Below are 21,031 nucleotides of genomic sequence, written 5' to 3' on the forward strand. Positions count from 1 at the left end.
CTCCGCTACAGTGTAGCGCTTCACCTGAGCCAGCCTTGCCGCCGGGTGGCGGTCGTCCGGCTAGCGAATCTCCAGTTCCAGCTCCTCGACCAGCGACTCACCAAAGAAGTCGACAAAGGCCGGGCTGACCGCGCTGGACCAGCCATCCTCTTCACGTATCAGCATCAGCACCTTGAGGTCGTGCTCGCGGGCCAGGGCGGCCCCCTCCGCGTCGCCCAGCACCATTAGCGCGGTGGCCCAGGCGTCGGCCCAGGCATTGGAGGGGTGGGCCACCGTCACCGAGGCCAGGCGGTGGTCGATGGGCCGTCCGGTGCGCGGGTCGAGGGTGTGAGAATAGCGCTGGCCGTCTTCCTCGAAGTAGTTACGGTAGTCCCCGGAGGTAGCCACCGAGATGGCCTCCAGCGGCAGGATATATTGGGCCTGCTGCCGGTCGTCCAGGGGCGCCTCGATGCCGATGCGCCACGCCTGGCTCTCGCCGTCGCGATAGCCGCGGGTGATCAGGTCGCCGCCCAGGTTGACCAGGTAGTGCTCGATGCCCTCGCCGTTGAGATAGGCCGCCACCCGGTCGGTGCCGTGGCCCTTGGCCACCCCGCCCAGGTCGACGAAGACATCGCGCAGCCGCCGCGCCTGCAGCCCCTCGACGTCCACCTCGATGCTGTCGGGCCCCACCACGGCCAGGCGCTCGGCGACCACCGCCGTGTCCGGCACCTCGCGGGGCCGGCCCTCCGAGCCGAAGCTCCACAGGTTGACCAGCCCGCCGATGGTGACGTCGAAGGCCCCGTCGCTGGCCTCGGCCACCGCCTGGCTGATCGCCAGCACCTCGATCAGCTCGTCGGAGAGCGGCTGCCACTCCCCCAGTGGGGCCTGGTTGAAGGCCATCAGCTCGGCATCGTCACGATAGATGGACATGGCCGCATCGACGCTCTCGAGGGTCTCCTGAATACCGGCTTCCAGGCGCAGGGCCTCGCCCTGGGTGAGGGGGTCGGCGATGGTGACCTGGTAGAAGGAGCCGAAGATCGCGCCTTCCAGGCGCACCGGGGAATCCAGCGGGCGATCGCTTTCGGAACAGCCGACCAGCAGCAGTCCCATGACCAGGGCCGCCAGCGCGGCGAGGGGGGAAGAACGGTACATGAACAAGACTCCCTCAATGGATAGCGAGTATGGCTACCAGAACACCCACAGCAGCCACAGGCCGAGCACGATGCGGTAGACCACGAAAGGCTGCATCCCGATCCGCTTGATGGCGACCAGGAAGTAGTGGATGCACAGGTAGGCGCTGAGGCCCGCCAGCAGTGTGCCCACCGTCAGCGCCGGCAGATCGATGGGGCGCGGGTCGCGAATCAGGCCGGTCACCTCCAGACCACCGGCCAGGGCGATCACCGGGATCGACAGCAGAAAGGAGAAGCGTGCGGCCCCCTCCCGGGTCATGCCCAGCAGCAGCGCCGCGGTGATGGTGATCCCCGAGCGCGAGGTGCCAGGAATCAGCGCCAGCGCCTGGGCGCCACCGATGATCAGGACCTCCTTCAGGCCCAACTGGTATTCACTCTTGCCGCCGCGCCGGCGCCAGTCGGCATAGCCCAAGAGCAGGCCGAAGCCGATCAGGCTCACCCCGATCAGCACCGGCGAGCGCATGCCCAGCGCCACCTGGTCGCGAAAGGTGAAGCCGATCACGCACACCGGCAGGGTGGCCAGCAGCACCCACCAGGCCAACCGCGCATCGGGGTCGCCGCCGCCCCTGCGCCAGGCCCCCGACCGCAAGGAGCCAACCCAGCTGGCGCTCATGCGCGCCAGCTCATGGCGGAAATAGAGCACCACCGCGGTCAGGCTGCCCAGGTGCAGCGCCACGTCGAAGGCGAGCCCTTGATCCTCCCAGTCGGTGAGTACCGGCACCAGAATCAGGTGGGCCGAGCTGGAGATCGGCAGAAATTCGGTCAGCCCCTGAACGATGGAGAGCACGACGACCTGAAGCCAATCCATATGGCGATCCCATAGCAGTTGCGAGCAAGGCCCCGCCGGCAGCGGCCCGAAGGGCCCGGGGCGGCGTAACGCGCAGAGGATACACGCCTCATCGCCGCTTGTCCGCCACGCCGCCTCGGCGCGCCCCCCCCCTTCGTTTGGCGCTGTCTCTTTCAACCGACAGGACGTCTTCAACAGGTCTGGGCATCTTCACCAGCTCGGGAGGAAGTGCGAGAATCCCCGCAGAGCAAGCGACAGTGGATGCCATGACCGCCCAAGCCCCGACCCGGCACCACGATGCCGGGCACGACCGCCATCAGCAGCAGGCCCGCGACACCCGCGAGGCCAAGCGCGCCACCTATATCGCCGCTTGGTTGGACGGGGTGCTGGGCTTCGCCAAGGTCATCGTCGGCGCCCTGGTGGGCTCGGCGGCGCTGGTGGCCGACGGCATCCACTCCTTCTCCGACCTGATCACCGACGGCTTCGTGCTGGCCGCCACCCACTACGGGCGACAGGGGCCCGATCACGACCACCACTACGGCCACGGCCGCATCGAGACCCTGGCCACCCTGCTGCTGGGCAGCGTGCTGATCTTCGTGGCCGGGGCCATCGCCTGGTCGAGCCTGCAGCGGCTGTTCGCGGGCACCCATATCGCGGCCCCGGGGATCTGGGCCATGCTGCTGGCACTCGCCGCCCTGCTCGCCAAGGAGGCGCTGTTTCACTACACCATGCGCATCGCCAAGCGCGTGCGCTCGAAACTGCTCGAGGCCAACGCCTGGCACTCGCGCTCGGACGTGCTCTCCACCGCGGTGGTCCTGGTGGCGCTGGTCGGCGCCCAGTTCGGCGTCGGCTGGCTGGATGCCGTGGCCGCGGTGATCGTCGGCCTGCTGGTGGGCAAGGTGGGCTGGGACCTGCTGTGGGAGTCGGCCCGGGAGCTGGTCGACACCGCCCTGCCCGAGGATGCCCAGCAGCAGATGCACGAGATGGCCTGCAGCGTCCCCGGCGTGCGTGGCGTTCACGACCTGCGCACCCGCCAGTCGGCCGGACACGCCATGGTCGACCTCCACGTGGTGGTAGCGCCACGAATCAGCGTCTCGGAAGCCCACGAGATCGGCAACGAGGTGAGCCGGCGGCTGCGCCGCAGCTACCCCGCCCTGAGCGATGTCACTTTCCATATCGACCCGGAGGATGACGAAGGGGAAGGCGATCCCAGCCGTTTCCCGGGCCTGCCGCTGCGCCCCGAGGTCGAACAGGCGCTGGCGGCGCGCTGGTCGTCGCTGCCCTGCTGGCCGCAGATCCGCGACATCCGGCTGCACTACCTCGACGAGCGAATCAGCGTGGTGGTCTATCTCGACGACCGCGCCGGCCCCCCGCTCGAGGCGGACCTGGCCGAGCGCCTGGCCGAACAGGCCGGCGAGCTCTCCTGGCTGGGCGATGTCGAGGTGGTCAAGCTGCTGCGCTGAAGCGTTGACAGAGCGTCACCCTTCCCGAAAGATAGAGGCTCCCCTGCGTCTAACCCAGCCTTGGAGTTCCCGTGGCCGCCGAGATGATTGTGCCCGCCGTTTCCCTGATCGCCATTCCCTTCTCACTGCTGCTGAGCGTGATCCTGTTCGTGGCGATTCGCTCCTTTCTTACCCGCGACAGAAGTGAGATTCCCGACCGCCGCCCCGCCGACAGCTGACCCAGGCTCACGGCCATCAGCGTACGCCTGGACGCGCAGCCCAAAAGCCGAACGGCGCCCTGCAGGCGCCGTTCCTTGTTTACATCGCCTGCCGGCTAGACACCCGGCAAGCCGAGCACGGCCGTGGCCAGGGCGAAGTAGATCAGCACCCCCGAGGCGTCGGCGATGGAGGTCACCAGCGGCGCCGAGGCGGTGGCCGGGTCCCAGCCCAAACGGTTGAGAATAAATGGCAGGATCATGCCGATCAGGCTGCCGACGATCACGATCAGCACCATGCTCATGGCGACCACCAGGGCGATCTCGGTGCCGGCGCGGAACACCCCCACCACCGAAACGGCCAGCGCCATGGTCAGGCCCAGCCCCAGGGCGACGAACACCTCGCGGCCCAGCAGCTTGGCCCAGTCACGGCTGCGCACGTCGCCGGTGGCCATGCCGCGCACCATCAGGGTGGCGGCCTGGGAGCCGGCGTTACCGCCGGAGTCGACCAGCAACGGCAGGAAGAACACCAGGGCGATATAGGCCTCGATGGTCTCCTCGAAGTAGGCGATGCCGGCGCCGGAGAAGATGTTGGCGAATACCAGCAGCACCAGCCAGACGATGCGCTTGCGGTAGAGGTCGAACAGGCTGGCGCTGCGCAGCCCACCCTCCAGCTTACCCACCGACACACCCTTGTGCATGTCCTCGGTGGCCTCTTCCTCGGCCACGTCCATGGCATCGTCGTGGGTCACGATGCCCACCAGCCGCTCCTCGGCATCGATGACGGGCACGGCCAAGGTATCGTAGCGGGCGATCAGCCGGGCAACCTCCTCCTGCTCTTCGTCCACCGGCACGCTGATCACGTCCTTGATCATCAGGTCGTCGACCTGGGCACCGGGCCTGGCCACCATCAGCTGGCGCAGCGACAGGGTGCCGGCCAGCTTGCCGTCGGGCTCGATGATATAGAGCTGATAGACGGTCTCGGCGTCCGGGGCCGTCTGGCGCACCCGCATCATCGCCTGGGAGACCGTCATGCCGCTGGGGATCGCCACGTAGTCCGAGGTCATGATCGCCCCGGCGGTGCCCTCCTCGTAGCTGGCCAGGCGCTTGAGGTCCTCGCGCTCCTGGCGCGCCATGCGCCGCAGCAGCGTCTCGCGGCGGTCTTCGCCGAGAAGGTTGAAGAGATCGGCGCGTTCGTCAGCGCTCATCTCCTCCAGCACCGAGAGCAGCGTATCGTCGCCCATCTCCTGGGCCAGCGCTTCCTGCAGATCGTCCGGCAGGTAGCCGATGATATGGGCGCGCCGCTCGATAGGCAGCTGGTCCAGCAGGGCGAAGACCTTCTGGCGGTCCTCCTCCTCCTCGGCGATATGCTCGAGTATCTCGGCGATATCCGCCGCGCGCATCTCCGGCAGCAGGCTATCGAGCTGGTCGCCATCCTCCGCCTTGAGCGCAGACACCAGGGCGTCTTTCTGTTCGGTCAGGGTTTCATTCAAGGACATGGCATCCTCCTGACGCCTCTGCAAGTGGGATATGCCGGCCAGCCTCGGCCGGCTGCGACATCTTGGCAATCATCATAACAGAACCAAAAGCGCCCCCCGAACACTGTTCGAGGGGCGCTATAAACGGCAGTGGACCGAAATCAGCCCTTGCCGGCTTTCTTGCGCAGCTGCTGGATGGTCCGCAGCTGAGCCACGGCTTCAGCGAGTTCGGCCGCGGCGCGGCTGTAATCCAGCTCCGCAGACTTCTCGTTGAAGGCCTTCAGCGCGTGCTGACGGGCTTCCTCGGCGGCGGCCTCGTCGAGGTCACCGGCCCGAGACGCCGCATCGGCGAGGATGGTGACCACGTCCGGCTGCACTTCCAAAAAGCCGCCGGAGACGTAGAAGTTCTCTTCCGCGCCGCCGTCGTGGATCACCCGAATCGGACCTGGCTGAAGCTCGGTCAGCAGCGGGGCGTGCCCGGGCAGAATGCCCAGGTCGCCCAGCATGCCGGACGCGACGAGCTGCTCGATTTCACCCGAGAAGATCGCCTCTTCGGCGCTGACGATGTTGCACTTGAAGCTGTTCGCCATAGCGAAGTCCCCCTGGTGGACGGCCTTACTTCATCTGGTTGGCTTTCTCGACGGCCTCGTCAATGCTGCCCACCATGTAGAAGGCCTGCTCCGGCAGCTCGTCGTACTCACCGGCGAGGATGCCCTGGAAGCCACGGATGGTGTCCTTCAGCGACACGTACTTGCCCGGGGCCCCGGTGAACACCTCGGCGACGAAGAACGGCTGCGACAGGAAGCGCTGGATCTTACGCGCCCGGGACACGGCCAGCTTGTCCTCGTCGGACAGCTCGTCCATGCCCAGGATCGCGATGATGTCCTTGAGCTCCTTGTAGCGCTGCAGCACGTTCTGCACGCCGCGGGCGGTGTCGTAGTGCTCTTCGCCGACAACCAGCGGATCGAGCTGACGCGAGGTGGAGTCCAGCGGGTCGATGGCCGGATAGATACCCAGCTCGGCGATGGAGCGCGCCAGTACCACGGTGGCGTCCAGGTGCGAGAAGGTGGTCGCCGGCGACGGGTCGGTCAAGTCATCCGCGGGCACGTAGACGGCCTGTACGGAGGTGATCGAGCCGGTCTTGGTGGAGGTGATACGCTCCTGCAGAACGCCCATCTCCTCGGCCAGGGTCGGCTGGTAGCCTACCGCGGAGGGCATACGGCCCAGCAGTGCGGATACCTCGGTACCGGCCAGGGTGTAGCGGTAGATGTTGTCGACGAACAGCAGCACGTCGCGGCCTTCATCGCGGAACTTCTCGGCGATGGTAAGACCGGTCAGGGCCACGCGCAGACGGTTGCCCGGCGGCTCGTTCATCTGACCGTAGACCAGCGATACCTTGTCGATAACGTTGGATTCGGTCATCTCGTGGAAGAAGTCGTTACCCTCACGGGTACGCTCACCGACACCGGCAAACACCGAGTAACCGCTGTGCTCGGTGGCGATGTTGCGGATCAGCTCCATCATGTTGACCGTCTTACCCACGCCGGCGCCGCCGAACAGGCCGACCTTACCGCCCTTGGCGAACGGACAGACCAGGTCGATGACCTTGATGCCGGTCTCGAGCAGCTCGTTGGAAGCGGCCTGCTCGGCATAGGTCGGGGGCTTGCGGTGGATCGGCATGCGCTCCTGCTCACCGATCTCACCCGCTTCATCGATCGGCTCGCCGAGCACGTTCATGATGCGACCCAGTGTCTCCTTGCCAACGGGCACGGAGATGGCGGCACCGGTGTTGGCGACCTCCATGCCGCGCTTGAGGCCCTCGGTGGAGCCCATGGCGATGGTGCGCACCACGCCGTCGCCCAGCTGCTGCTGGGTTTCGAGCACGGTCTCGACATTCGAGACCTTCAGCGCGTCGTAGACCTTGGGAACATCGTCCCGCGGAAACTCTACGTCAATCACCGCGCCGATGATTTGTACGATACGTCCGCTCATCTTGGTTCCTCTCAAATACCTGATAATGAAACCTGCATGCCGGGAGGGCAGCCCCTCCCCTGGCGCTATACGGCGGCGGCGCCACCGACGATCTCGGAGATTTCCTGGGTGATGGCGGCCTGACGGGCCTTGTTGTACACCATCTCCAGGTCGTCGATCAGACCGCCGGCGTTGTCAGTGGCGCTCTTCATGGCGATCATTCGCGCGGCCTGTTCGCAGGCGCCATTCTCGACCACCGACTGATAGACCTGCGATTCGATGAAACGAACCAGCAGACTATCGAGCAGCGCCTTGGCATCCGGCTCATACAGGTAGTCCCAGCTACCGGGACGCTTGTTTTCATCGTGATCCGCATCCGCTCCCATATCGGGAGACAGGGGCAATATCTGCCTGACCACCGGCTTTTGCGTCATGGTGTTGACGAACTCGTTGTACACCACGAACAGCCGATCCAGGCGCCCCTCGTCATACGCATCCAGCATGACCTTGACGCTACCGATCAGATCCTCGACCTCGGGCGACTCGCCCAGGCCGCTCTTCGCCGCCACCAGGTTGCCCCCGTAGCTCTTGAAGAAGCCGCTGGCCTTGCTGCCCAGGGCGCAGAAATCGAGCTCTGCCCCCTTGTCGCGCCACGCCTTGGCATCCCTGAGCACGGCCTTGAACAGGTTGACGTTCAGGCCGCCGCACAGGCCGCGGTCGGTGGAGACCACGATGTAGCCGACCCGCTTCGCGTCGCGCTCGATCATGTAATCGTGCTTGTACTCGGGGTTGGCGTCGGCAATATGGCTCACGACGTTGCGGATCTGCCGGGCGTAGGGCTGGCTGGCCCTCATCAGATCTTGTGCCTTACGCATTTTCGACGCAGCGACCATTTCCATGGCGCTGGTGATCTTCTGCGTATTCTTGATGCTCCCGATCTGGGTGCGTATCTCTTTTGCAGCTGCCATAGCGATCTACCTCGTTCTTGACCCTCAGAAGATGTCCAGGGCCCACCCGTCACGGGTGGGCCGGCGGCATTTACCAGCTCTGAGTGGCCTTGAACTTCTCGAGACCCGACTTCAAGCCTTCCTGGATCTCTTTGCTGTAGTCGCCGGTCTGGTTGATCTGATCTAGCAGCTCGGCATGTTCGGACTTCATGTAGTCGTGCAGGGCACGCTCGAAGTCCAGCACCTTGCTGACGTCGACGTCGTCCAGGAAGCCTTCGTTGGCGGCGTACAGGGACACCCCCATCTCGGCCACGGAGAGCGGCGAGTACTGCTTCTGCTTCATCAGCTCGGTGACGCGCTGACCGTGCTCCAGCTGCTTGCGGGTCGCTTCGTCCAGATCGGAGGCGAACTGCGAGAAGGCCGCCAGCTCGCGATACTGGGCGAGTGCCAGACGCACACCGCCACCCAGCTTCTTGATGATCTTGGTCTGGGCCGAGCCGCCCACCCGCGAGACCGACAGACCAGCGTTGATGGCCGGACGGACGCCCGCGTTAAACAGGTCGGTCTCGAGGAAGATCTGACCGTCGGTGATCGAGATCACGTTGGTCGGAACGAAGGCCGAGACGTCGCCGCCCTGGGTCTCGATGATCGGCAGCGCGGTCAGCGAGCCGGTCTTGCCGGTCACTTCGCCGTTGGTGAACTTCTCGACGTACTCGACATTGACGCGAGCGGCACGCTCGAGCAGGCGCGAGTGGAGATAGAAGACATCACCCGGGTAGGCTTCACGGCCCGGCGGACGGCGCAGCAGCAGGGAGACCTGACGGTAGGCCCAGGCCTGCTTGGTCAGATCGTCATAGACGATCAGGGCGTCCTGGCCACGGTCGCGGAAGTACTCGCCCATGGTGCAGCCGGCGTAGGGGGCCAGGAACTGCATCGGGGCCGGGTCGGCGGCGCCGGCGGCGACCACGATGGTGTGCTCCATGGCGCCGTGCTCTTCGAGCTTGCGTACCACGTTGGCAATGGTCGACTGCTTCTGACCGATGGCCACGTAGATACAGGTGACGCCCTTGCCCTTCTGGTTGATGATGGCGTCGACGGCGATGGCCGACTTACCGATCTGGCGGTCGCCGATGATCAGCTCACGCTGACCACGGCCGATCGGCACCATGGCGTCGATCGACTTGAGACCGGTCTGAATCGGCTCGTCCACCGACTGACGGGTGATGACGCCCGGGGCGACCTTTTCCACCGCGTCGGTCATCTTGGCGTCGATGTCGCCCTTGCCGTCGATCGGCGTGCCCAGCGGGTCGACCACGCGGCCGACCAGTTCGGGGCCCACCGGCACCTCGAGGATGCGACCGGTACAGCTGGCGGTCATGCCCTCTTCCAGCTGCAGGTAGTCGCCCAGTACCACGGCGCCCACGGAGTCGCGCTCCAGGTTGAGCACCATGCCGTAGATGCTGCCGGGGAATTCGATCATTTCACCGAACATCGCGTCCTCGAGGCCGTGGATCTTCACGATGCCGTCGGAGACGCTGACGATGGTGCCCTGATTGCGGGCTTCGGATGCGACGTCAAGCTTCTCGATACGCTGCTTGATGATGTCGCTGATCTCGGAAGGATTCAGTTGCTGCATGCCATGTCCCTCAAACTCAGGCGGTAAGGGCTTCGGAGAGGCGGTTCAGTCGACCGCGCACCGACCCGTCGATGACGGTGTCGCCGGCGCGCAGGATGACGCCTCCGATAAGCTTCGGATCCACCTGAGTGGTAATGGAGATTTCGCGATTCAGGCGCTTCTTGAGTGCACCGGCGAGCTTCTGCTGCTGCTTGTCGTCGAGCTCGTAGGCCGAAAGCACGGTGACGTCGACGCGCTTCTCGTAGTCGGCGCGCAGCCGTTCGAACTGCTCGGCGATGGCGCCCAGGGCCGTGAGGCGCCCCTTGTCGGCCAGGGTATCGAGGAAGCGACGTCCGGCCTCATCGACCTTGACGTCGGCCAGCTCGATGACCATCTCGACCTTGCGGTCGCCGGCCAGCTTGGGGCTCGCGATCAGTTTCTGCGCATCACGCTCCGCGACGACCTGGCCCAGCTTGAGCAGCAGCTCTGACCAGGCGTCGAACGCCTTCTGGTCACGCGCGAACTCAAATGCGGCCTTGGCGTAGGGGCGTGCGACGGTAGATGTTTCCGCCATGGGTCACCTCCTTCACAGTTCGGCGGCAAGCTTGTCGAGCAGCTTGCGGTGTGCCTTCTCGTCGACGGAGGCTTCCAGGACGCGCTCGGCACCGGTGATGGCCAGCGTGGCCACCTGGGCGCGAAGCTCTTCCTTGGCGCGATGGATTTCCTGATCGATCTCGGCGCGGGCGCCGGCTACCAGGCGCTCGCCTTCGGCGCGGGCCTGCTCGCGGGCTTCCTCGATCATCTGGCTCGAGCGCTTGTGGGCCTGCTCGAGGATCTGCGACGCCTGCTCCTTGCTTTCACGCAGGGTCTGAGCCGCCTGCTCTTGAGCGAGCTCGAGGTCGCGGGACGCGCGGCTGGCCGCGTCGAGGCCATCGGCGATCTTCTTCTGGCGCGCGTGGAGCGCAGAGCTGATCGGCGGCCACACGTACTTGATGCAGAACCAGACAAAGATCGCAAAGGCGATCGTCTGCCCGATAAGCGTCAAATTGATATTCACGGGTATGTACCTCTGACTGGTTCGTGGCGACCGGGTATAGAAGCAAACCGAGCGCCGTGGCGCTCGGTGCTGTCGTTAACCGGCGACGACGAAGATCAGGTACATCGCGATACCGACACCGATCATCGGCACGGCGTCGAGCAGGCCGGCCATGATGAAGGTGCGGGTCTGCAGCTGGTCGCCCAGCTCCGGCTGGCGTGCGGTGGACTCGAGCAGCTTGCCGCCGAGCAGGGCGAAACCGAGACCGGTGGCCAGGGCGCTGACGCTGATGATGATGGCCGCAGCAATGTAGACGATTTCCATGGTAGTGCTCCTGATAGTGAGTTTGGGTTAAGGGGTTAGGGGTTGGTTGACGTGCAAGCGTTGCTCAATCAGTGGTGCTCGTGAGCGGCGCTCAGGTACACGATCGACAGGGTCGTGAAGATGAACGCCTGCAGCGATACCACCAGGATGTGGAAGATCGCCCACGGCACATCCAGCAGCCAGATCGCCCAGAACGGCAGCAGCGCGATCAGGATGAAGATCACCTCGCCGGCAAACATGTTGCCGAAGAGACGCAGACCAAGGCTGATTGGCTTCACGATCAGGCCAACCACCTCGAGAACCAGGTTGAAGGGAATCAGCGACCAGTGGTTGAAGGGGGTCAGTGACAGCTCCTTGGCGAAGCCGCCCACGCCCTTGACCTTGCAGCTATAGAAGACGATCAGGCAGAACACACCGAAGGCCATGCCCAGGGTGGCGTTGACGTCGGTGGTGGGCACGATCTTCATGTACTCGAAGCCCAGGCGACCGAAGAGCTCCGGGAAGTAGTCGACCGGCAGGATCTTCAGGGTGTTCATCAGCAGAATCCACATGAACAGCGTCAGCGCCAGCGGGGCGATGTTGGCGTTCTTGCCGTGGAAGGTGGAGCGGGTCAGGTTCTCGATGAACTCGATGACCATCTCCACGCCGTTCTGCAGCATCCCCGGCACGCCGGTGGTGGCCATCCGGCCGGCCTTGCGGAAGACCCCCAAAAACAGCACGCCCATGGCGATGGACCAGCCCATGGTGTCGAGGTGGATCGCCCAGAACCCCATCTCGGTGGCTTCGGCAGAGGTGGAGGCCAGCGACCAGCCGTTTTCCGGGTGCCTGCCGAAGGTCAGGTTCTGGAGGTGGTGCTGTATGTAATAGATGGCGGACATCTCATTATCTGCTGCCATACTGCTTCCTCAGGTTCGTGGGGTCGGCCGGTCACGCATAAGCCAGGGTGTCAGCCAGTGCATGAGTTGGGCCGCCACATAGGCGACAAAGAAAAAAGCGGGGTTTGAGGGGGGCACTGTCACGAACACCACCACGAACAGCGCCACCGTCAAACCGAACTTGCCCATTGCTGCCTGGTACAGGTTCATCACGCTGACCCGGGGCCGTTTTGCGCCGCGGGTCCTGAGGCCTCGCCAGACGAAATAGAGCGTCGGCAGCAGGCTGACCAGTCCGCCCAGCAGCGCCGACATTGCGCCCTCCAGGCCGTGGCGCAGGGTGGCCAGCAACGCCACGCTCAAGGTGGCGAGACCCTGTGCCAGGAACAGTCGGGTGAAGTCCGGGCGCCGGCGCCTCATGGCAGCGTGTCTGTGCATCCTGTCGACATTTCCTGCCCCGCCGAAGCAGGGTTTGGGTGCCGGCTGAGCCGAGCGTGACACTCAGGCAAACAACGGCGGATTATAGGGAAGCGGGGTAGGCCCTTCAACCAGACAACAGGCCTTTTGCTCGCGAAACCTGCCACTTGCGACCAAAGGTGCAGGGATTGTCGACATTCACTTCGGGCCACGCATGATTAGCGGATGCGTTCGAGGATGCCGTCCAGCTCATCCAGGCTGGTATAGCGGATCGTCAGCCGCCCCTTGCCGCCGCGGCCGTGCTGGATCGATACCGGGGCCCCGAGCAGCTCTCCCAGGCGGGTCTCCAGGCGGGTCACGTCGGGGCTCGCCGGCGCCTTCTCGGCCCTCTTCGGCCCCCCCGCCGCGAGGCGCTTGACCAGCGCCTCGGTCTGGCGAACGGTGAGGTCCTGGTTGACCACCTCGTGGGCGGCCCGCCGCTGCTTGGGACCGGAAAGCGCCAGCAGGGCGCGGGCATGGCCCATGTCCAGATCACCGCGCTCGAGCAGGGTCTGGACCTCCGGGTCCAGCGCCAGCAGTCGCAGCAGGTTGGTGACCTGCGCCCGGGAGCGTCCCACGGCGTCGGCCACCTGCTGCTGGGTGAGTTCGAATTCGTCGATCAGCCGCTTGAGCGCCAGCGCCTCTTCCACCGGGTTGAGGTTCTCGCGCTGGATGTTCTCGATCAGTGCCAGGGCCAGGGCGACTTCGTCAGTGACTTCCCGGATGACCGCCGGAATGGTGTCGAGCTCGGCCAGCTGGGCGGCGCGCCAGCGGCGCTCCCCGGCGATGATCTCATAGCGCGCCTCGCCGATGGGCCTGACCACGATGGGCTGCATCACGCCCTGGGCGCGGATCGAGTCGGCCAGCTCCTCGAGGGCCTCGGGCTGGATATCGCGGCGCGGCTGGTACTTGCCGCGGGACAGCTGGCCCAGCGGCAGGCGCTCCAGACGCTCCTCGGCGACCGCGGCCGCCGGCGCCATGGCGGCCTCGTCCGCCCCGGGGGGCGGGGCTTCGATCTCAGGCAGTTCGAGGCTTTCGCGGCGCCGGGCATTGGCACCGATCAGGGCATCCAGGCCACGGCCCAGGGCGCGTTTACGCGTCATCGACTTTCCCTCATCACAGCAAGGTGTGTTACCAGGCTTCGCCGAGGCGCCGCTCACAGTGACAGCCGGCGGATCAGCTCCTTGGCCAGTACCCGGTGGGCCTGGCTGCCCCGCGAGAAGCGCGCGTACTTGGTCACCGGCAGCCCGTGGCTGGGCGCCTCGGCGACCCGCACGTTGCGCGGAATCGTGGTCTTGAGCAGCGCCTCGCCGAAGTAGTCGCGCAGCTGCTTGCTGACGTCGCGGGTGAGGCTGTTGCGACTGTCGAACATGGTGCGCAGGATGCCGTAGATGGCCAGCGACGAATTCACGCTGTCCTTGATCTGCTCCACGGTATCGAGCAGCGCCGAGAGCCCCTCCAGGGCGTAGAACTCGCACTGCAGCGGAATCAGCACGCCGTCGGCGGCGGTCAGGGCGTTGACGGTGAGCATGTTGAGCGACGGCGGGCAGTCGATCAGCACCACGTCGTACTCGCCGGCCACCGCCTCGAGGGCATCCACCAGGCAGCGCTCGCGGCCCTCTTGGCGATCGAGCAGCTCGACCTCGGCGGCGGTCAGGTCACCGTTGCCGGGCACCAGCGCATAGCCGGCCGCCGGGCAGTCGAGAATCACCGCGGGGGCGGTTTTCTCGCCGAGCAGGAGATCCAGCACGCTGCCGTCCAGCTCGTACTTGTCGATACCGCTGCCCATGGTGGCATGGCCCTGGGGGTCCAGATCGACCAGCAGCACGCGACGATCCAGCGCCGCCAGACTGGCCGCCAGGTTGACGGCGGTGGTGGTCTTGCCCACGCCACCCTTCTGGTTGGTCACGGCGATAATCTTGGTCACGGGCGACTCCCTCATTCCGCACTTCCCTGGTGACGGCGCCTCAGGGGCGACCGTGGGTGGAACCTCGACGCTCGACAATCAGCAGCTGACGCCGCCCTTCGGTGAAGGGCACCGACAGGACATGGCGTTCGCTCACCGCGACCTCCTCGGGGAGGCCGGCGAGCTCGTCATCGGCACCCGGCCCCTTCATCGCCAGCCAGCGCCCGCCCGGCGCGGGCAGATGGGCGGTCAGCCGCACGAAGTCGCCGAGGTTCGCGAAGGCCCGCGAGATCACCTGGCCGTAGCCGTCGCCGGGCGGTGCGAAGGCCTCGACGCGCGCCTGCACCGGGGTGACGTTGGCGAGCTCGAGCTCCATCACCGCTTGGCGCTGGAAGCGCACCTTCTTGCCATTGCTGTCGAGCAGGGTCACGGCGAGCTCGGGTCTGAGAATGGCCAGCACCAGCCCCGGCAACCCCGGCCCGGCGCCCACGTCGAGCAGCGGCTCGTCGCCGACGAAGGGCAGCACGGCGGCACTGTCGAGCAGGTGCCTGGCGACCATCTCATCGGGTGAGCGTACCGCGGTGAGGTTATAGGCGCGATTCCACTTGTGCAACAAGGCCAGCAGGGCCAGCAGCCGCTCACGCTGAGGCGCCTCGACAACGATGGACAGGGCGTCGAGCCCCTGGTCGAGGCGCTCGGCAAGGCGGAGTGAAACGGCATCGCTCATCCGTTGGCCACCCGGCTGTCATCGAGCAGTCGACGCTTCTTGAGATGAATCAACAGGATGGAGACTGCCGCCGGGGTGACGCCGGAAATCCGCGAGGCCTGGGCCAGGGTTTCCGGTCGCGTCTCACTGAGCTTCTGGCGAATTTCATGGGAGAGCCCCTCGACCTTGGCGTAGTCGAGATCGGCGGGCAGCGGCGTGGCCTCGTGGCGCTTGAGCCGGTCGATCTCCTCCTGCTGGCGGTCGATGTAACCCTGGTACTTGGCCTGGATCTGCACCTGTTCGGCCACCGACTCATCGTCGACGGGCTCGCCGACGAGGCCGGCCACGTCGGGGTAGCCGAGCTCGGGGCGCTTGAGCAGATCCATCAGGCTGTACTCCCGGGCGAGCGCCTTGCCGGTCTTGGCCGCCACCGCCTCGGCGGCGGGCGTGCCGGGCTGCACCCAGCTGGCCTTGAGCCGCGCACTCTCGCGCTCGATGGCCTCGCGGCGAGCGCTAAACGCCGCCCAGCGCACATCGTCCACCAGGCCCAGCTCGCGGCCGGACTCGGTGAGTCGCAGGTCGGCGTTGTCCTCCCGCAGCAGCAGGCGGTACTCGGCCCGGGAGGTGAACATCCGGTAGGGCTCCCGGGTGCCCAGGGTGATCAGGTCGTCGACCATCACCCCCAGGTAGGCTTGGTCGCGGTGCGGATACCAGGCGTCCAGGCCCTGGGCGCGGCGGGCAGCGTTGAGCCCGGCCAGCAGTCCCTGGGCGCCGGCCTCCTCGTAGCCGGTGGTGCCGTTGATCTGGCCGGCGAAGAACAGGTTGTGGATAAATTTGGTTTCCAGCGAGTGCTTGAGATCCCGGGGATCGAAGAAGTCGTACTCGATGGCGTAGCCCGGCCGGGTGATATGGGCGTTTTCCAGGCCCTGGATCGAGCGCACCACCTGCAGCTGCACATCGAAGGGCAGCGAGGTGGAGATGCCGTTGGGGTAGAGCTCATGGGTGTCCAGGCCTTCCGGCTCGATGAACACCTGGTGGCTCGCCTTGTCGGCGAAGCGGTGCACCTTGTCCTCGATGGAGGGGCAGTAGCGCGGCCCCACGCCCTCGATCACCCCGGAATACATGGGCGAACGGTCCAGGTTGGCCAGGATCAACTCATGGGTCTGGGCGTTGGTATGGGCGATATGGCAGCTCACCTGACGGGGATGCATCTCGCGGCGGCCCAGAAACGACATCACCGGCGTCGGGCTGTCGCCGGGCTGCTCCTCGAGCACCGAGAAGTCCACGCTCTTGGCGTCGAGCCGCGGCGGCGTACCGGTCTTGAGCCGGTCGACGCGAAACGGCAGGGCGCGCAGCCGCTCGGCCAGGGCATTGGAGGACGGGTCCCCGGCGCGTCCACCGCGACTCTGGTCGAGGCCGATATGGATCACCCCGCCGAGGAAGGTGCCGGTGCACAGCACCACGGTCTCGCCGAGGAAACGGATGCCGGTCTCGGTGACCACCCCGCGCACGCTGTCGCCGTCGACGATCAGGTCGCCGGCGGCCTGCTGGAAGAGCGTCAGGTTGGGCTGGTTTTCCAGCATCCCCCGAATCGCCGCCTTGTAGCGGACCCGATCGGCCTGGGCACGCGTCGCTCGAACCGCCGGGCCCTTGCGGGCATTGAGCATGCGGAACTGGATACCGCCCAGGTCGGTGGCCAGTCCCATGGCGCCACCCAGCGCATCGATCTCCTTGACCAGATGACTCTTGCCGATCCCGCCGATGGCGGGATTGCAGGACATTTGACCGAGGGTCTCGATGTTGTGGGTCAGCAGCAGGGTCTGACAGCCCATGCGGGCGGAGGCCAGGGCGGCTTCGGTTCCCGCATGGCCGCCGCCGATGACGATGACGTCAAAGCGGTCGGGGTAATCCAAGGTGCACCTCGTTGGCGCCGCGGCGCCGTCTTCCAGTCAGGGAATGAAATCAGCCCGGCAGTATAAACCTCCTGTGGGTAATCGTCAGGGTTTTCCACACCCGGGATCGCCTCCGAGCCGAACCGTCGTCTCACTAAGTAAAAACAGAATATATATAAAGAGAAGTTCTGCTGTGGTTGTAACTACTGGTGTGGACAAAACCCGTGGATAAGTGGATATCCCGCAAATCTATCAACAAGATGGCTTGTTGCCAAAAACCGTGGAAAAGGGCTGACTGGCTGCGGACGAGCGGTGGTGAGCCTGTGGGCAAAAGCGCTGCTTGTCCACAGCGCCAGTTGGACACCGCTTGTCCACCGTTGGGTACCGGGCTTGTTACCGTGGCTGTGAACAACCGCGCGCATTTTGATCCAAGCCGCCAGCGGCGGGGCCTGGCGGCCGATTGGAGGGGGCTAGGGAAAAATCTTGTCCACAGGCCAAAAAACGGCCCTGTCGCAAGCGACAGGGCCGTTTTTTGGCAGGATCAGGCGGGAGGTGAGAGCCGGTTGGCAACGTTCTCGGATGACTCAGTGCTTGAGCACCCGGGAGAGGAAGCTGCGCGTCCGGTCGTCGTCGAAGAGCATCAATCGCGGCTCCAGCCGCGTACCTGCATGGGGGCAAGGGTCACGTTGTCGAGCACGCTCAGGTGGGGGAACCGGCGGCGGTCAACGCCTGGGCTTAGACCATGAACCAAGGCTTAGACCATGAAGGAGGCGCCGCAGCCACAGGTAGTGGTGGCGTTGGGGTTCTGGACCAGGAAGCGAGCGCCGGCCAGCCCCTCCTCGTAGTCCACGGTGGAGCCGACCAGATACTGGTAGGAGAGCTCATCGATGACCAGCGCCACCTCGCCGAACTCGATCAGGGCGTCGTCGTCGCCCACGTCCTCGGCAAAGTCGAAGCCGTACTGAAAGCCGGAGCAGCCCCCGCCGGTCACATAGACCCGCAGCTTGAGCTGGCTGTTGCCCTCTTCCTCGATCAGCGACTGGAGCCGCTTGCGTGCGCTGTCGGACAGCAGCAGGGGAGTGGGAACAAAGGATTCGGCACCGCTCATGGAGAGCTCCCTTGGGGGAAATGGGAAATTCGACCGGCCATTATCCCCAATCCCCAGCAAAGGGGTCAACTTTTGCTGGGGGGAGGGCTATCACAGATAGCTTGCATTCCTCGCTTTTCGTAACTGCGATAGCCCTGGGGGTGTGAGATCAGGGCATCAGCGCCGGGGCGGCCAGGCCGGCCCGTTCATCGAAGCCGAACATCAGGTTCAGGTTGTGGATGGCCTGGCCGGAGGCGCCCTTGACCAGGTTGTCGATCACCGCCAGCACCACCACGGTGTCACCGTTGCCCGGCCGGTGCACCGCCAGCCGGCAGAGGTTGGCGCCCTTGACGCTGCGGGTCTCCGGGTGGCTGCCGGCGGGCATGACGTCGACGAAGGGCTCACTGGCGAAGCGCGTCTCGAACAGCGCCTGGAGGTCGCCGGGCTCGGCGGTCAGACGGCCGTAGAGGGTGGCGTGGATGCCGCGGATCATCGGCGTCAGGTGAGGCACGAAGGTCAGCCCCACCGGGCGGCCGGCGGCTTCGGTCAGGCCCTGGCGGATCTCCGGCAGGTGGCGGTGGCCGGAGGCGCCGTAGGCCTTCATCGATTCGCTGGCCTCGGCCATCAGCGAGGGCACCTTGGCGCCGCGGCCGGCGCCGGTGACGCCCGACTTGCAGTCGGCGATGACGTGGTCGGCATCGATCAGCCCGGCCTCGAGCAGCGGCAGCAGGCCGAGCTGCACGGCGGTGGGGTAGCAGCCGGGCACGGCGATCAGCCGGGCCTGGCGAATGGCATCGCGATTGACCTCCGGCAGGCCGTAGACGGCGTCGTCGAGCAGCTGAGGGGCGCCGTGGGGCTGGCCGTACCAGTGGGCCCACTCCTCGGTGTCGCGCAGCCGGAAGTCCGCCGAGAGGTCGATGACCCGGGTGCCCTTGGCCAGCAGTTCGCCGGCCAGGGCGTGGGCCACGCCGTGGGGGGTGGCGAAGAACACCGCATCGCAGGCGCCCAGGCGCTCGGCGTCGGGCTCGCTGAAAGCCAGCTCGTCGTAGTGGCCGCGCAGGTTGGGGTACATGTCGCTCACCCGCATGCCCGCCTCGGAGCGCGAGGTGATGGCGTCTACCTCCACTTCGGGGTGCTGGGCCAGCAGCCTGAGCAGTTCGACCCCGGTATAGCCGGTGCCGCCGACGATTCCGACCTTGATCACGATGGACTCCTCTTTATTGATGGACAGTGGCCTGAAGCGGCTGGGTGCCCCGATACTGGGACGACGCCCTGGGGTTATGATACACAAGAGAGAGGGCGACGACTCGACCGCCCACCCTACAGGCCACAGGAAGACCGCCGTGCCGCGACTCCCACGCTTCGACTCGAGCCTGGAAGGTTTTCGCCGCCAGCTCGCCAACGTGGATGCCCTGCCACAGCTGTGTGTGCTCGGGGTCGTGTCTGGGCTGTTGACAGGCGCGCTGATGGTCGGGTTCCGTCTGCTGCTGGAACTCGGTGCCTTCACTTTCATGCCCGACGGCGACCCGGAAGCCTTCGAGGGGCTCTCGCCGCTGCTGCGCGCCGCCCTGCCGCTGGCCGCGGTGACCATCATCGGGGTCTTCCTGTGGCGCCAGCCGCCGGCGGCCCGCAAGCTCGGCGTGGGCCATGTGATCGAGCGGCTCACCTACCACCAGGGGCGCTTTCCCCTGCGCAACTGGCTCAATCAGTGGTGGGTCGGCGTGGTCTCGGTGATCGGCGGGCTCTCGGCGGGTCGCGAGGGGCCCGCCATCCACCTGGGGGCCGCGGCGGCCAGCGGCCTGGGGCAGCACCTGCGCCTGCCCCACAACAGCCTGCGGGTGCTGGTCGCCTGCGGCACCGCGGCGGGAATCTCCGCCTCCTTCAATACGCCGATCGCCGGGGTCATCTTCGCCATGGAGGTGGTGATGATGGAGTACACCATCGCCGGCTTCATGCCGGTGATCCTGGCCTCGACCATGGGCGCCCTGGTGGCCATGCTGGTGTACGGCTCCGAACCGGCCTTCCAGGTGCCCAGCGTCAGCCTGGGCTCGCTGACTCACTTGCCCTGGATCGTGGTCACGGCGCTGTTCATCGGCCTGCTGGCGGGGCTATTCATCCATGTCTCCCGCAGCGGCCACCGGGTCGACCACTGGCCGGTGTGGCTGCGCCTGGGTGCGGTGGGGCTGGCCACCGCCGTGGTGGCCTGGTGGTATCCCGAGGTGCAGGGGATCGGCTACGACAGCCTGGCCGCCTCGCTGAGCGGTGAGCTGGCAGTGGACGTGCTGCTGGCGCTGGTGGTGGCCAAGCTGCTGCTCACCGCCATCACCGTGGCCAGCGGCATTCCCATCGGCATCATCGGCCCGGTGCTGGTGGTGGGCGCCGCGGCCGGTGCTCTGGCGGGGCTGGCCGGGGCCTGGCTGTCGCCGCACCTGACCGCCGAACCGGGGTTCTATGCCATGTTGGGCATGGCGGCGATGATGGGGGCGGTGCTGCAGGCGCCCCTGGCGGCGCTGATGGCGCTGCTGGAGCTGACCCACAACCCCCAGATTATCTTGCCGGGGATGCTGGCGGTGGTGATCTCCGGGCTGACCTCGCGCCAGCTGTGCCGCTGCGACGGTTTCTTCATCAGCGTTACCCGCAACGGTCTGCATCCGCTGCAGCAGCCGCTGATGCAGGCGCTGTCTCGGGTCTCGGTGCCGGCGGTGATGGAGCGTAGCCTGGTGCGTACGCCGCGCATGGTGACTCACGACCAGGCCCGCGCCCTGCTCGAGGCCAAGCCGGTCTGGGTGCTGATCATGCGCTCCACCGACGACAAGCCGACCCTGGCGCTGAAGGCGGCGGACCTGGCGCGGGCGCTGATGAACGAGCAGATCGTCGAGCAGGCCAAGGGGGAGGGCGGGCTGATCGACCTGCTGGAGATTCCCGGCCAGCGCCTGGAGATGGCGCCGATTCACCTTCAGGCGACGCTCTCGGAGGCCTTCGAGCGGCTCAACGACCAGGCGGTGGATGCGCTCTACGTGGAGCACGGCCATCGGCCGAAGCACAAGCGCATTTCCGGTATCATCACTCGCGATGCCATCGAGCGCTACTACCGCCTCAACGCTTCCCCACCCGCCTAAAGGACTGCC

21 protein-coding genes are annotated in these 21,031 nt (G+C 66.1%); 3 read left to right on the top strand and 18 right to left on the bottom strand.

Annotation, left to right across the window (positions count from 1 at the left end):
• Positions 1-60: 60 nt before the first annotated feature.
• Positions 61-1,131, bottom strand: coding sequence for an FAD:protein FMN transferase (locus HOP52_RS02595; RefSeq protein ID WP_238975694.1), 1,071 nt, complete (start codon positions 1,129-1,131; stop codon positions 61-63).
• 33 nt (positions 1,132-1,164) lie between these two features.
• The gene (locus HOP52_RS02600) at positions 1,165-1,977 is read right to left on the bottom strand and encodes an undecaprenyl-diphosphate phosphatase (RefSeq protein ID WP_238975696.1); all 813 of its coding nucleotides are present in this window, start codon (positions 1,975-1,977) and stop codon (positions 1,165-1,167) included.
• Between the two features lie 245 nt (positions 1,978-2,222).
• Here HOP52_RS02600 and HOP52_RS02605 point away from each other — a divergent pair, with 245 nt between their 5' ends.
• Complete coding sequence (locus tag HOP52_RS02605) at positions 2,223-3,419, top strand: cation diffusion facilitator family transporter (protein ID WP_238975697.1); 1,197 nt, start codon at positions 2,223-2,225, stop codon at positions 3,417-3,419.
• Positions 3,420-3,490: 71 nt separating this feature from the next.
• Complete coding sequence (locus HOP52_RS02610; protein ID WP_238975699.1) at positions 3,491-3,637, top strand: hypothetical protein; 147 nt, start codon at positions 3,491-3,493, stop codon at positions 3,635-3,637.
• A 95-nt stretch (positions 3,638-3,732) separates the two neighbouring features.
• Here HOP52_RS02610 and mgtE read toward each other — a convergent pair whose 3' ends face one another.
• From mgtE to argC, 16 genes are all read right to left on the bottom strand, one after another.
• Complete coding sequence (gene mgtE, locus HOP52_RS02615; protein WP_238975701.1) at positions 3,733-5,112, bottom strand: magnesium transporter; 1,380 nt, start codon at positions 5,110-5,112, stop codon at positions 3,733-3,735.
• Positions 5,113-5,252: 140 nt separating this feature from the next.
• Positions 5,253-5,681: a F0F1 ATP synthase subunit epsilon gene (locus HOP52_RS02620; RefSeq protein ID WP_238975703.1), complete on the bottom strand. Its 429-nt coding sequence runs from the start codon at positions 5,679-5,681 to the stop codon at positions 5,253-5,255.
• A 25-nt stretch (positions 5,682-5,706) separates the two neighbouring features.
• Positions 5,707-7,083, bottom strand: coding sequence for a F0F1 ATP synthase subunit beta (gene atpD / locus HOP52_RS02625; RefSeq protein WP_238975705.1), 1,377 nt, complete (start codon positions 7,081-7,083; stop codon positions 5,707-5,709).
• 65 nt (positions 7,084-7,148) lie between these two features.
• A complete protein-coding gene (gene atpG, locus HOP52_RS02630) occupies positions 7,149-8,030 on the bottom strand; it encodes a F0F1 ATP synthase subunit gamma (RefSeq protein ID WP_238975707.1) in 882 nt (293 codons plus the stop codon).
• A gap of 70 nt (positions 8,031-8,100) precedes the next feature.
• Entirely contained in the window at positions 8,101-9,645 is a 1,545-nt protein-coding gene (gene atpA / locus HOP52_RS02635; protein WP_238975709.1) for a F0F1 ATP synthase subunit alpha, read from the bottom strand.
• Between the two features lie 16 nt (positions 9,646-9,661).
• Complete coding sequence (locus HOP52_RS02640) at positions 9,662-10,198, bottom strand: F0F1 ATP synthase subunit delta (protein ID WP_238975711.1); 537 nt, start codon at positions 10,196-10,198, stop codon at positions 9,662-9,664.
• 12 nt (positions 10,199-10,210) lie between these two features.
• Positions 10,211-10,681, bottom strand: a complete 471-nt coding sequence (locus HOP52_RS02645) for a F0F1 ATP synthase subunit B (RefSeq protein ID WP_238975714.1) — start codon at positions 10,679-10,681, stop codon at positions 10,211-10,213.
• 75 nt (positions 10,682-10,756) lie between these two features.
• Entirely contained in the window at positions 10,757-10,984 is a 228-nt protein-coding gene (gene atpE / locus HOP52_RS02650) for a F0F1 ATP synthase subunit C (RefSeq protein WP_195861500.1), read from the bottom strand.
• Positions 10,985-11,052: 68 nt separating this feature from the next.
• Entirely contained in the window at positions 11,053-11,880 is an 828-nt protein-coding gene (atpB, locus tag HOP52_RS02655; RefSeq protein WP_238975716.1) for a F0F1 ATP synthase subunit A, read from the bottom strand.
• Between the two features lie 9 nt (positions 11,881-11,889).
• Positions 11,890-12,294 (bottom strand): ATP synthase subunit I, encoded by a 405-nt coding sequence (locus HOP52_RS02660; protein ID WP_238975718.1) that lies wholly within the window; start codon positions 12,292-12,294, stop codon positions 11,890-11,892.
• A 197-nt stretch (positions 12,295-12,491) separates the two neighbouring features.
• On the bottom strand, positions 12,492-13,415 hold the full coding sequence (locus HOP52_RS02665; protein ID WP_238975720.1) for a ParB/RepB/Spo0J family partition protein: 924 nt from the start codon (positions 13,413-13,415) through the stop codon (positions 12,492-12,494).
• A 53-nt stretch (positions 13,416-13,468) separates the two neighbouring features.
• Positions 13,469-14,239 carry a ParA family protein gene (locus HOP52_RS02670; protein WP_238975721.1) on the bottom strand — a complete coding sequence of 257 codons (771 nt, stop codon included), beginning with the start codon at positions 14,237-14,239 and terminating at the stop codon, positions 13,469-13,471.
• A gap of 40 nt (positions 14,240-14,279) precedes the next feature.
• Positions 14,280-14,945, bottom strand: coding sequence for a 16S rRNA (guanine(527)-N(7))-methyltransferase RsmG (rsmG, locus tag HOP52_RS02675; protein WP_238975722.1), 666 nt, complete (start codon positions 14,943-14,945; stop codon positions 14,280-14,282).
• Positions 14,942-16,837: a tRNA uridine-5-carboxymethylaminomethyl(34) synthesis enzyme MnmG gene (mnmG, locus tag HOP52_RS02680; RefSeq protein WP_238975723.1), complete on the bottom strand. Its 1,896-nt coding sequence runs from the start codon at positions 16,835-16,837 to the stop codon at positions 14,942-14,944. The genes rsmG and mnmG overlap by 4 nt, the downstream gene beginning before the upstream one ends.
• Positions 16,838-17,570: 733 nt before the next feature.
• A complete protein-coding gene (gene erpA, locus HOP52_RS02685) occupies positions 17,571-17,924 on the bottom strand; it encodes an iron-sulfur cluster insertion protein ErpA (protein ID WP_238975724.1) in 354 nt (117 codons plus the stop codon).
• Between the two features lie 148 nt (positions 17,925-18,072).
• A complete protein-coding gene (gene argC / locus HOP52_RS02690) occupies positions 18,073-19,107 on the bottom strand; it encodes an N-acetyl-gamma-glutamyl-phosphate reductase (RefSeq protein WP_238975725.1) in 1,035 nt (344 codons plus the stop codon).
• Positions 19,108-19,246: 139 nt separating this feature from the next.
• Between argC and HOP52_RS02695 the strand changes: the two genes are divergently transcribed.
• Positions 19,247-21,022, top strand: a complete 1,776-nt coding sequence (locus HOP52_RS02695) for a chloride channel protein (RefSeq protein WP_238975726.1) — start codon at positions 19,247-19,249, stop codon at positions 21,020-21,022.
• The last annotated feature ends 9 nt before the right edge of the window (positions 21,023-21,031 follow it).

The sequence above is a fragment of the Billgrantia campisalis genome (assembly GCF_022341425.1).
GTDB classification, from domain to species: Bacteria; Pseudomonadota; Gammaproteobacteria; order Pseudomonadales; family Halomonadaceae; genus Halomonas; species Halomonas campisalis.